Source organism: Tenacibaculum amylolyticum (assembly GCF_964511145.1).
GTDB classification, from domain to species: domain Bacteria; phylum Bacteroidota; class Bacteroidia; order Flavobacteriales; family Flavobacteriaceae; genus Polaribacter; species Polaribacter amylolyticum.
The window spans coordinates 145678-159081 of record NZ_CAZEFZ010000063.1; the positions used below are offsets into that span (position 1 = coordinate 145678).

A 13404-nucleotide genomic window follows, 5' to 3' on the forward strand; every position below is an offset into this window, starting at 1 on the left:
GTTTCGATTGAATTTGTATTTTTGTTCGACTTTTAAAATTCATAACGAATGAACTTACACGAATATCAAGGTAAAGAAATATTAAGTAGTTTTGGCGTTCGCACACAACGTGGTATTGTGGCAAGTACTCCAGAAGAAGCAGTAGCAGCTGCTAAGAAATTAACTGAAGAAACTGGTACAGGTTGGCACGTAATTAAAGCTCAAATTCACGCAGGTGGTCGTGGAAAAGGTGGAGGAGTTAAGTTAGCTAAGAATTTAGATGAGGTACAAAGTATTTCTAATGATATTTTAGGAATGATGTTAATTACACCTCAAACTTCTGCTGAAGGAAAATTAGTAAATCAAATTTTGGTTGCTGAGGATGTATATTATCCAGGTGATAGTGAACCAAACGAATTTTATATGTCGGTTTTATTAAACCGTGGTACAGGTAGAAATATGATTATGTATTCTACTGAAGGAGGAATGGATATTGAAACTGTTGCAGAAGAAACTCCACATTTAATTTTTACAGAAGAAATAGATCCAGGAACAGGATTATTACCATTTCAAGCTCGTAAAATAGCATTTAACTTAGGATTAAGCGGAGGAGCAATGAAGGAAATGATTAAGTTTGTTACTGCTTTATATACAGCTTATGTAAAGTCTGATTCTTCTTTATTCGAGATTAACCCAGTATTAAAAACATCTGATGATAAAATTTTAGCAGTTGATGCTAAAGTTTCTTTAGATGAGAATGCATTATACCGTCATAAAGATTATGCAGAAATGCGTGATTTACGTGAGGAGAACCCTATTGAAGTAGAAGCAAAAGCTGCTGGATTAAACTATGTAGATTTAGATGGTAATGTTGGATGTATGGTAAACGGAGCTGGTTTAGCAATGGGAACTATGGATTTAATTAAGCAAGCTGGTGGAGACCCTGCAAACTTCTTAGATGTAGGAGGTACTGCAGATGCACAACGTGTTGAAACTGCTTTCGGAATTATCTTAAAAGATCCTAATGTAAAAGCAATTTTAGTAAACATCTTTGGAGGAATTGTTCGTTGTGATCGTGTTGCTCAAGGTGTTGTAGATGCTTATAAAAATATGGGGGACAAAATTAATGTGCCTATTATTTGTCGTTTACAAGGAACGAACGCAAAAGAAGCTAAAGAATTAATAGACAATAGTGGAATGGAAATTATCTCAGCTACTGAGTTCCAAGAAGCTGCTGATAAAGTACAAGAAGTACTTACTGCTTAAAAATTCTTGATAATAATATTTTAAATACTCTTTTTAAGAACAATTCTTAGAAAGAGTATTTTTTCATGTATTTGTTTTAGATTTCGTTTCTATCTTACTGTAAGAATTTTTCAATATTACTACTTGGTATAAAGCAATATAAAAAGTGGATTATCATTCTAAAGAATCTTTGCAGTGCTTAGTGAATTAAAATAATACTGAAAATTGATTTAATAGTACCATATAAATCATTTTAAAGCCAAGAGAAAATGTATATATTTGATCATATATTTCCCCGATATATTATTTACAGAAAACCAAATAAAAATGAAGCTTAAAAGTACTATTACTTTGTTGCATAATAAAGATGCAACTATCCCAACAATCCACAACTTTATAACTAAAAATGGAAGTTCCTAACTAAAAAGAACTCATTAATAGTATTTATGTAAACACACATAATAAACATAACACATATTTATTTTATTCAAGGAATAAGACAACTTTGTTGAATTGTTTTTAGAAAGTATGTATACTATTTTCTTTAAACTACTTTAGTATTCCTCCTTAGGGGTATGTTGCCCTGTTAAAGAGAATAAAGAAAGTTGTTTATTATCTAAAAGCTAAATATTAGCTGTTATTGTTGTGCCCATGTGGTAGTTTACACACTTTTTAAAACTGAAAAAAAGACATAGGGTTTTGCTATTCAACTACTATGATTTACCTCAATATGCGTACTGTATAAAATCACTCTTTTTTTCATTTTAATAACCTTGAATACATAAAAAAAAAGCACGATTAAACATATAGATGTAAAATCTATACAAAGTTTATAAAGTGTTAGTATTCAATTAACCGAACATTTATGAAACTTAAAATTAATTTTTTAGATAATTTAAAAAATTATCACAGATCTTTATGGATCTTCTCTTTATTAATACTTACCGTAGTATTAAGTAGTTTTTCTTCTATTACTAAAGAAGGAAACAAAAATATTGAAAACGAAAAATGTGAAAACCCTTTAGATGTAGCGCTAGGCTATAATTCTTTTATAAAAAGAAATATGCTATTAAGAGGAGGAGAATCTGAAGGACCTATTGCTCTAGGAAATGATTTAACAATAAATGGACTTTATGTTGTTGCTCTTGTAAATGCTGGTGATAATTACTTTGGAAGTAGTGAACCATTTAGTTTAGTAATAAATGGAAAAATACATTACCAACAAGGAGAAGGTGTATACGTTAATAGAGGATATGCTAATCTAGGTAATACAGCAGGTTCTAGAATTTATACTAAAGATACAAATGGAGCACTCTCAAATACAAGAATTACAGGAGGTAGTTATGATGCAAAACCTAGAATTCAAGTTCAAACAAAGGAGTCAATTACAGATGTAAGAAAGAACTTAAATATTGACTTTGAAGCAGCTTTTAATGAGCTAAATAGCAGGTCTTTGAAAATGAGTAAACTTCCTGCGAATAATGTTCTAGGAGGAAATAGCAAGATAAAGTTATTACCTAATCAAGTGAATGTAATAAATATAAAAGGAAGCACTTTAAAAAGTTTACAGCATTTGACTTTTGAAAACAAACCAACAGCTAATAATCCTTTAGTAATTAATGTAGATGCTAATGGAGAGTTTATTTGGAACGTACCTAATTTAGCAGGCTTAGGAGATCATGATGGTTCTTATATAATTTGGAACTTCTTTAATACTTCAAATATGGAATTATTAGGTGGAGGTTCTGTAATAGGAACAATACTTGCACCTAAAGCTACTATTGTAAAGAAATCTTCAGGAAACGTAAATGGACAAATAATCGCTGTAGATTACAGTCATTTAAACGGAGAATTACATCATCATCCTTTTAGATCTTGTGTTACTTTAGAAGAAGAATGTGATATTGCTGTTACCATAGAAGCTGATAGTGATTTTATAGATTGTGATAAAGAGTCGATAAGTTTAAATGCGATAGTTGAAGGAGAATCTTCTTGTGGTATTACTTATAAATGGTCTAACGGCGCTACTACACCTTCTATTGATGTAAATAAAGGAGGTATTTATAATGTTGAAATAGAAGGATGTGATGATTGTAAGGCTACAGCTACTTTTTGTGTTTCTGAAAAAGGAAATCCATTAGGAGAAGCATTAGGTTACAATGCTTTTGTAAAAGGAGATGTTACGGTAATGAGAGGAGATTTTGAAGGAGCATTAGCTTTAGGAAATGACTTAACTGTAGATGGTACATTTGCAATTGCAGCTCAATCTGCGGGTAATAATTACGTAAGTGGATTAGATAAACCAGTGTCGTTAGTTACAAATGGAAGAATTATTTACACCTCTGGAGATGGGATTCATTTAAATAATGGGTTAGCAAAATTAGGAGATACAACAGGAACAACCATATATGATAAAGATCCTAATGGAGCTTCTGTTAATACTCGTTTAACACCAGGAGATTTTCATGCAAGACCAGCAATTCGACTAAGTAGTCGCCAGTCAGTAACATCAGTAATAGAAAAAGATGTTATAGATTTTGCAGCTGCTTTTACTAGATTAGAGCAAGTATCTACGCGTTTTAGTAATATGACTCCAACAAATAGATTAGTAAACGGAAATATACAATTGATAGAGAATCAACTTAATGTATTAAACCTAACAGGAAATAATTTAAAGAGTTTATCTCATATTACATTTAAAAACAAGCCTAATAGCACTACACCTGTAATTATTAATGTAAATGTAACAGGGAATTTTAATTGGAATATTTTGAACTTAGCTGGTTTAGGAGACCAAGATGGGGCTTATATTGTATGGAATTTTTACAATGCAACTAATATAATATTAGAAGGTGGAGGAACAATTGTAGGAAGTGTTTTAGCACCTAAAGCAAACATTATTAAGAAATCGTCAGGAAATATAAACGGACAAGTGATTGCTGCTAATTATATTCATGAAAATGGAGAGTTACATAATCACCCATTAGAAATTTGTATTTTGATGCACCAATGTTTAGGAGGAGGAATTCCTGGAGGTGTTCAAGCACGTATTGAAATAGAACAAACAAAGGTATATCCAACTTTTGTAGATGAATCTTCAGATGTTTTTATTAGTGTAGCAAATCTTTCAAAAGATGAAAGTGTTGAAATTTTAATTTATGATTCTCATGGAATTGAAAAAGGAACTACACATATAAAATCAGAAGAAGGAAATAAAGAAATACGATTGAATCTAAGTGCTTTTAAACTTAAAAAAGCAGAAACATATTTTATAAAAATAAATTCAACTAAAAATTCAACAACTAAAAGAATATTTATAAAATAAAAAATGAAATAGTGATGATTGAATAAATCATAATTAGAAGAATAGCATTACCTTTTTTTAATATAGAACCATCTAAATAACTTGTTTTATTTAGATGGTTTTTTTATCATTTTGGAAAATTATACGTGCTTTTTTTAGCTACCTATTAATATTTGAAAAACAAAATTATGAATTTTGTTTATTGCTTTAATTTGTTGTTTTTTAGTAGGTTAATCTGTTGTTAAGCTAACGTGATTTATCTCTGTTTTAGTAACAGTTCTTTATGTTTTTGATAAGCATCTGATAACATCGTAACTTCTTTTTTAAAATACATTTGTCATGATTTGCAAATCGAAATACCAAACAAAAAGTTAGAGAAAATATTAAAAATTATCACCCCTCATTAAAAAAAACAGTATGAAATCAATCAAGTTTTTATTAGCAATTATGTTTATCGCAATTAGTACTAATGTATTAGCAAATAATACACCTACAGACGATAAAGATAGAAAATGGACCATTACAAAAGATATTCAAAAATTATTAAAGCAACCAAATTTTCCTGTTGAAAAAACAATGTTTGTAACCGTAAAATTAACGGTAAATAAGAATAATGAAATTGTAGTCTTATCTGTAGATACAGATGGAAATAAAGACCTTGTAGAAGGATATATTAAAGCAAGATTAAATTATAAGAAATTATCTAAAAGTATTAGAAATACAGTATATACTTTACCCGTAAAAATGGTCTCTTTATAGTTTGTAAATTAAAGAAGTATATAAAAAAATTAAAGCTCATTTTTCTTAAAATGAGCTTTTTTTCTAAAGAAATCGATACTCATACTTTATAAGTCGATTTTGAAGTATTGGTGATCGATTTGTTTTTTTATCCTTTCATTGGAATATTACTTTTGAATCAATAATTTAAATGTAGTATAAATGAAAGCGAAAAAATTAGCTTTATTGGCTTTGTTATTGATCTCTTCAATGGCTTATGCTCAGAAATTAACATTAGAAAAAGCTTCTCCTTTTACCGCAGTAAAATGGGAAAACGAAACTCCAATAGTACAATTTAATAATGAATGGTATCAATTTGAAAAACTCGATAATTTTAAAAAAGAAGAGTTGATTAAGTTTTGTAAAAAGGAATATGGGAAAAAATGGAAAAAACGTTTTTCTGAAGATTTAGTTGAAGTGTTACAAGGAATGAATTATAAACCAGAAGTTAAAGTAAGATTGCAGTTATCTAAAGAAGGAAAATCAAAAGAATATATTGGGACTTTTTCAAGAGAAAATAGAGATAAAGTTTGGGCATATAATAGCAAGGATAATAAAAAGTTAAATAGTTATTTAAAAGCTCTAAAAAAGAAAGAAGAAAAGGAAAAAGTAACAGAAATTAGTAGTAAGAAAGCGATCGAAGATATCAATGTATTTATAGAAATCTTAGAATCTAAATCATCCTATGTTCAAGTTTCAGATTATGATTATAAAAAGGCACTTTCAGAATTAAAGCAAAGAGTCAAAAATAAAAAGCAAGTTAATACTAACTATTTGGTAAATGAATTAGGAAAAATAATGGCTGAAATAGGAGATAGACATTCTTCTGTGAAAAATGAAAACTTTGATAGAAAAAAGCATAGTACTTATTCCTTAGAATTGCCTTTTGGTTTACAAGCTGTAGAGGGAAAAATAGCTGTGATGAACGAAGAAAACACAGCATTTTATAATAAAGATTATCATTATTTAAATGCGATTAATGGAATTCCTGTCGCTAAACTTACTAACGAATTAAATTATAGAAATAAGAAAGCTCCTAAAGAAGCTAGATTGTCTAGAGGAGCAGATAAAATTCAGCGAATTGGAAGACTGTTTTTTGAAAATAACATGGAATTACCAAAAACTATTTCAGTTACTTTAGAAAATGATCAACATAAAACCAAGACTGTTGATGTAGTGGTTACGAAAAAGAATAAGTACAGAACTTTTAAAGGTAAAGTACAAAGAGAGCATTTTAAAAGTTACTTTATGAAGGATTTTAAAGGTTTAGATAAACTCTTAAAAGATAATATCGGTTATATAGCTATTCCTATGATGGGAAGCTATAAAAAAGTAGAAGAATTCGAAAAGTATCTTGAAGAAACCATGGAAAAATACAAAGACACTAAAGCCTTAATTATAGATGTTCGAGGGAATCCAGGTGGAGTAAGAGATGTTTTACAAACATTAGCACCTTATTTTATTCAACCCAATGAATCTCCATGGATTGCAAATGTGGCTTTTTTAAGAGCGAATGCTAAAAGCAAAAAATCTATGAATGGCCGTTATTTATATTCCTATAATTCTGAAAAACTAACGAATAAGGATAGAAAAGCTATTGATGCATTTAATAAGAGCTTTAAAATAGAAAGAGATTTTGATGAATCTAAATTTACAGAGCCTTATTATATGGTGTTGAAAAGTGGAGATAAAACATATACAAAGCCTGTTTATATTTTAGTAGATGAATATGTCTTTAGTGCAGCTTCTGTATTCACTTCTGCATTAAAAGGATTGTCAAACGTAAAAATAGCAGGAGTTACTACAGATGGTTCTAGTGGAAATTCTAAGAAACTGTACCTTCCAAATTCAGGGATCAGAGTAAAGGTTTCTACAATGCTATCTTTTCAAAGGAATGGGAAAACATTAGACGGTAATGGGACAGAACCAGATATCTATATTCCAATAGAGGCTTCGGAAATTGCATTGCAGAAAGATGTACAATTAGAAAAGTTATTGAAGCATATAAAATAAGTTCTAGAAATTATTAATTTATAAAAAAGAGCAAGGTAATTAGATTACTTTGCTCTTTTTCTTTTATTTACAAATGCTCTTTTAAAGCAGTAATTTCATCTCTTAACGCTGCAGCGGCCATAAAATCTAAATTCTTAGCAGCAACTTCCATTTGTTTACGTTTATCTCTAATACGCTTTTCTATTTCAGACTTAGGTAAGAATTCTAAATCTTGCTCAGCAGCTTTCTGTGTTGCTTGATCGTACTGATATGAAGTAGTTGCGCTTTTAGAGAGTGTGTCGTCTATTTTCTTATTAATCTGTTTTGGTGTGATACCAAATTTAGTGTTATAATTAATTTGTTTTTCGCGTCTTCTATTTGTTTCATCAATGGTTTGTTGCATACTGTTTGTAATTTTATCAGCATACATAATGGCTTTACCATTTACATTTCTTGCAGCTCTACCTACAGTTTGAGTTAGCGATCTGTGTGAACGTAAAAAGCCTTCTTTATCAGCATCTAAAATAGCAACCAAAGAAACCTCTGGTAAATCTAATCCTTCACGTAATAAGTTTACTCCAATAAGCACATCGAATAAACCTTTACGTAAATCTTGCATGATTTCTACACGTTCTAAGGTATCAACATCCGAATGAATATACCTACAACGTACCTGAATACGTGTTAAATATTTTGCCAATTCTTCGGCCATTCTTTTAGTAAGTGTTGTTACTAAAGTACGTTCGTCCTTTTCTACTCGAATCTGAATTTCTTCAATTAAATCATCAATCTGATTCAAACTAGGACGTACTTCAATTTCTGGATCTAATAAACCAGTAGGACGAATAACTTGTTCAACGAAAACACCTTCAGTTTTTTGCAACTCATAATCAGCAGGAGTTGCAGAAACGTAAATTACCTGATTTTGTAAAACTTCAAATTCTTCAAATTTTAAAGGACGATTGTCCATTGCAGCAGGTAAACGAAACCCATATTCAACTAAATTTTCTTTTCTACTTCGGTCACCTCCATACATTGCGTGTACTTGCGGAACGGTAACATGACTTTCATCAATCACCATTAAATAATCATTAGGAAAATAATCTAATAAACAGAAAGGTCTTGTGCCAGCTTGTCGTCCATCTAGGTAACGTGAGTAATTTTCAATCCCAGAACAATATCCTAATTCGCGAATCATTTCTAAATCGAATTCTGTTCGTTCTTTTAGGCGTTTTGCTTCTAAGTGTTTTCCAATTTCAGTAAAATAATCACATTGTTTTACCAAATCATCTTGTATTTGATGAATGGCATTTTGTAATACATCTGGAGAGGTAACAAATAAGTTAGCTGGATATATGTTTAAACGCTCAAATTCCTCTATAATTTGATTACTTTCAATATCAAAAGATTCTATTTCTTCAATTTCATCACCAAAGAAGTGAACTTTATAACCACTTTCTCCATAAGATGGATAAATGGTAACTACATCTCCTTTTACTTTAAATGTTCCACTTTTAATTTCTACTTCAGATCTAGCATATAAACTGGTAACTAACTGATGCAAAAATTTGGTTCTTGAGATTTGTTGTCCAACTTCAATTTCTATAACATTTTTCTTAAACTCAACAGGATTTCCAATACCGTATAAACAAGAAACAGAAGCTACTACTAAAACATCTCTTCTTCCTGAAAGCAGTGCAGAGGAGGTGCTGATTCTTAATCGTTCAATTTCATCGTTAATAGATAAATCTTTTTCGATATAAGTTCCAGTAACAGGAATATATGCTTCTGGTTGGTAGTAATCATAATAAGAAACAAAATATTCTACAGCATTATTAGGAAAGAACTGTTTAAATTCTGAGTATAACTGTGCAGCTAGTGTTTTGTTATGTGCTAAAACCAATGTAGGTCTGTTTACAGTTGCAACAACATTTGCTACACTAAAGGTTTTTCCTGAACCTGTAACTCCTAATAGTGTTTGAAATTGCTCACCAGCATTAATATTTTCTGAAAGTTGTTTAATTGCTTGTGGTTGATCTCCAGTAGGTTGGAAATCTGATACTAATTGAAAGTCCATAAAACAAAAATAAGGATAGTTTTACATACAAACTATCCTTATTTCTTAACTTTATCTTAAGAAGGTTTATCTCCTTAACAAAGAGAAATGCCCTCGTCTATTTCTTGGAGTTCCTTTGGTATCTACTAATTGAATATTAAACCAATAATCAGTTGAAGGAAGTACTTTACCATTGTATAATCCGTTCCATCCAGTTCCATCAATATCTAATTTGGTAATAACTTTACCAAAACGATCAAAAATATAAATTTGACTTTCAGGATAGAAAGTAGAGTTAGCACCTCTAATGGCCCATGTATCATTTATTCCATCACTATTTGGAGTAAAGAATTTTGGGAATTCAATAACAGATACATCTACTTGTGCTATACCACATGCGTTCTTGTCTCTTACAAGAATCGTATAAATTCCTCCTTGTAATTGATCAAATACAGGATCATCTTGGTAATCTCTAATAATGACACCGTTTTGATCTTGAAGGGCAAATTCATAATCACCAATTCCTAGATTATTATTTGCATTATCAATGGTAATTGTATTATTGTTAGAATCGTCTACAACAGTAACATCATCTTCAGTAATTGTAGCAATATTAGATTCATTTACAACAATTGTTCTTGTACGTTTACATAATGTAGTTGTATTGGTTGCTGTTACATGATAATTTCCACCATTACTAGCGATTATCATAGTAGTATTTCCAATGACGGTAGGATCTGTATCTTTTGTCCACTCATAAGTATAATTACCATCAGGGTTTTCTATCTCTATTTGAATAGGAGATAAGTTTAAACAAACACTTTGTGGCGTAGTAACCTCAAACTGAGGTAATGGGTTGATAATAATATCAAAGAAAGTATCATCATTTACACAACCTGTATCTCTATTTTCAACTCTTATATAAATTCTCTGTGGATTACTAGTATTGGTATATGAATTTTCTTCAGCTCGTGGAATTGTATCAGTATTAGTCATAGCACCATTCTGAGTTGTATGATATGAAATGATAAAATCATCATGTTCTGCAATAGGATAATTTGTTAAGATATCAGTTGCTTGAGTTGTCAAGTCGATATTTTGAATAATACCATTTGTATCATCTCCATCTAAATCATCATCACACTCCGAAAGGTTAGAAATATCTGTAATTAAAATATTTGGTTCAGGGTGAATTCTAATTAATAAAGAAGAAGCGCCATATCTACAATTTGTATTTGTATTAAGTATACTAATCCATAGGGTTTCTTCTCCTTCTTGCCCAACAATAGTAGTAGTTGCTGGATCATTACTATAATTAGTTTTATTTACAGGATTAATCCCGTTAGTTGCTTCAACTTGTGTTTTGTGATATGAAATTTGGAAAATAGCAGGATCTCTTCCATTGAGTATTTCAGCATCCTTTACACTCAAATCAATTTGTTGTTCTAATCCATTTCTAGTATCTCCATCACCAATTCCAGTATCACAAATTTCGAGCGGAGTGATAGGAGTTGTTATTATAGGAAGTGGATTAACAATAATTTCAAATGAAAGATGACTGTTATAACAATTAGTAGTATTATTAACTATTCTAACATATATTGTTTGTTGACTAATAGCTCCTGTAACAAATCCAGGAGGCGCTGTATTTCTAAAGTTTGTATCATTCACAATTTGATTAGTGCCAGCAATAGCATCACTTTCAGTAGTATAAAAAGTTACAGTATAATCTGCTGGATTTTGTGCACCTAATATTGTAGGTACTTGATCTCTCAAGTTAATTCCTACATTTTCACCATCAGTAAAACTACCACTGGCAAAATCGTCACATAATTCAATATTATTAACAGGGTTTGCAATTGGTACAGGATCAGCAAGAATGTAAAATTGTCCAATACCAGTACAATCATTATTAATAGTATTAATAATCTTTATATAAATAGGTTGTTGTGTAATTGCAGGAATATTTCTATTACGATAATTAGCAATATCAGGAATAGGGTTTATAACTGCATCTCTATCTGCAATAGTTTCAAAGTATAATACATCAAGATCTGGTCTTAAAACTGGGAGGAATAATGCTAATATTTCGTCTCTAGAAGAACTTAAATCAAAGTTAGTGATTCCATCAGTGTCGCTATTAGCAGCTGTATCGTTGCCGTCGATATCTAATAAATCATCACAAGCAGAAAACACTCTGTTATAAGCTACATCGCCTGCAAATTGTACAGAGATATCAATGCTAGATACTCGATAACAACCGTTGTTATTTATTGTTCTAACCCAAATTACATCCCCGTTACTTACAGTATAATTTATTGGATTAGCTATTTCATTAGTGTCAGCATCAGCATCGGCTTTCGTTGGATAATATTGAAATGTTTCATTCAAGTGATTATTAGAAATACTAATCTGAGCTTGTGTAAGGTTCATGATTGTAATTCGATCTCCATCTGTATCACATTGTCTTATTTGTGCAGGATTATTAGCAATAACAGGAAGTGGATTAACAACTAAATTGAAAGGTTTAAAAGTAGCAGATGCAGGATCAGATACGACAACACAACTAGTGTTGTCTACATTTTCTACTCTTACATAAATTGTTTGTTGATTAGCAGTTATATTTCTATAAGGTGTGTTTTTATCAATTACATTTGTAGCGTTATCAGTTTGCGCTCCTACTAATGTAGTATGATATGAAACGTTGTATTGCGCAGTTGAAAGTGTTCCTAAGATTTCAGCATCTTTGGAAGCTAGTATAAAGTTATTAAAAAAGCCATCGGTATCTCCACCACTTGCAGTATCATCACATTCTTCATAATTGGTAGCTTGTGTAGGAGTAGCAATTGTAGTAACTCTTAAAGTAAATGAAGTAGTATCAAAACAAACAGAAGGATTCGCAGTATTATGGACTCTTGCATAAATAGTTTGGTTACTATTAGGCGTTGGGTTAGTATAAGGATTAAGTAAAGCATTAGCTACGGTATTGTTATCTGCGTCTGCTTGACTTAAGAAATAAGCAACTTCAAATTGAGCTGGGTCTTGAGCTCCTAAAATTTGAGGAGTTATATCAGTTTGTAAATTAAATGTATTTAATCCATCGCCATCTGTATCACAAAAATTGATATCTGTTGCTGCATTTGCAATAGGTACTGGATAATATGTAATTACAACTTCATCTTCAGAAGTATTACCAACATCGTCTGTAATAATTACTTTGTAGGTTCCAGTACGGTTATCATTAATTGTTAACGTAGCATTTGTTTCTCCAGGAATTGTAGTAAATCCAGCTCCAGTATCTATTTGCCATTCATAAGATATTGCTGTTCCAGTTGTAGGAGTACCATCTAAAGTTGTAGGAGTTCCGTTACATAAAGATTGATCTGCACCTAATTCTCCAGCAACAATAGAACAATCTGTAACACCTGCACCTGCAATACCAAAATTTGTTTGTTCTAACTTTATTTTACCTGCTGTATTAGCAAAGTTAGTAATTAGTAAAATATAAAATTCACCTGCTTGTGCATTATTAACGGTAAAGCTTTCAATTGCTGTTCCATCATAACTACAATCAATTATATTTGTATTGTCTTGATTAGTGGTATAAAAATCCGAAGTAGCACCAGGAAGAGCTCCGTCTGTATTACTTGGACAGAATGTTGTGCCACCACCAGCATCTATACATTGATTTGCTAAATTTGTACAGTTAGAGTTCGGTGATGTAAACGGTCCCCATGCTATAAAATCTACATCCAAAGGAGTTCCTACTGGATTTCCAGCAGCATCAAAATCGGGAGCTTGAATAATTCGAAAATTTAAATCTCCGCTACTTTGCACTCTAATAAAAAACCAAGCAGGATTAGGAGTAGAACCTAAACAACCAACACGACCAGTGTCTGCAACACCAGTAACATTATTAAATATTTTAACGCCAGAGCTATCCGAACACATAGGTTCTGCCATATCACAAGTAGTTGCACCATCTTGAGCGTAAACTATTAAGTTAAAGCAAAGAAACAACCATAAAGTAACTTTTTTCATATGTTTTACA

The 13404-nt window shown here is 30.9% G+C and carries 6 protein-coding genes; 4 read left to right on the forward strand and 2 right to left on the reverse strand.

All coding sequences use genetic code 11. From position 1 onward, the window contains the following. The first annotated feature begins 48 nt into the window (after positions 1-48). From sucC to ACKTTC_RS13830, 4 genes are all read left to right on the forward strand, one after another. On the forward strand, positions 49-1245 hold the full coding sequence (sucC, locus tag ACKTTC_RS13815; protein WP_408040425.1) for an ADP-forming succinate--CoA ligase subunit beta: 1197 nt from the start codon (positions 49-51) through the stop codon (positions 1243-1245). Between the two features lie 844 nt (positions 1246-2089). Then, complete coding sequence (locus ACKTTC_RS13820) at positions 2090-4549, forward strand: collagen-binding domain-containing protein (RefSeq protein ID WP_408040426.1); 2460 nt, start codon at positions 2090-2092, stop codon at positions 4547-4549. Between the two features lie 396 nt (positions 4550-4945). After that, the gene (locus ACKTTC_RS13825) at positions 4946-5287 is read left to right on the forward strand and encodes a hypothetical protein (RefSeq protein ID WP_408040427.1); all 342 of its coding nucleotides are present in this window, start codon (positions 4946-4948) and stop codon (positions 5285-5287) included. A 180-nt stretch (positions 5288-5467) separates the two neighbouring features. Then, positions 5468-7318 carry a S41 family peptidase gene (locus tag ACKTTC_RS13830; protein ID WP_408040428.1) on the forward strand — a complete coding sequence of 617 codons (1851 nt, stop codon included), beginning with the start codon at positions 5468-5470 and terminating at the stop codon, positions 7316-7318. Between the two features lie 67 nt (positions 7319-7385). On the opposite strand, the gene uvrB is transcribed toward ACKTTC_RS13830, so the two are convergent. Together uvrB and ACKTTC_RS13840 are read right to left on the reverse strand one after the other, a co-directional pair. Beyond that, positions 7386-9374, reverse strand: a complete 1989-nt coding sequence (gene uvrB, locus ACKTTC_RS13835) for an excinuclease ABC subunit UvrB (protein ID WP_408040429.1) — start codon at positions 9372-9374, stop codon at positions 7386-7388. A 66-nt stretch (positions 9375-9440) separates the two neighbouring features. After that, the gene (locus ACKTTC_RS13840) at positions 9441-13394 is read right to left on the reverse strand and encodes a T9SS type B sorting domain-containing protein (protein WP_408040430.1); all 3954 of its coding nucleotides are present in this window, start codon (positions 13392-13394) and stop codon (positions 9441-9443) included. Positions 13395-13404: the final 10 nt, after the last annotated feature.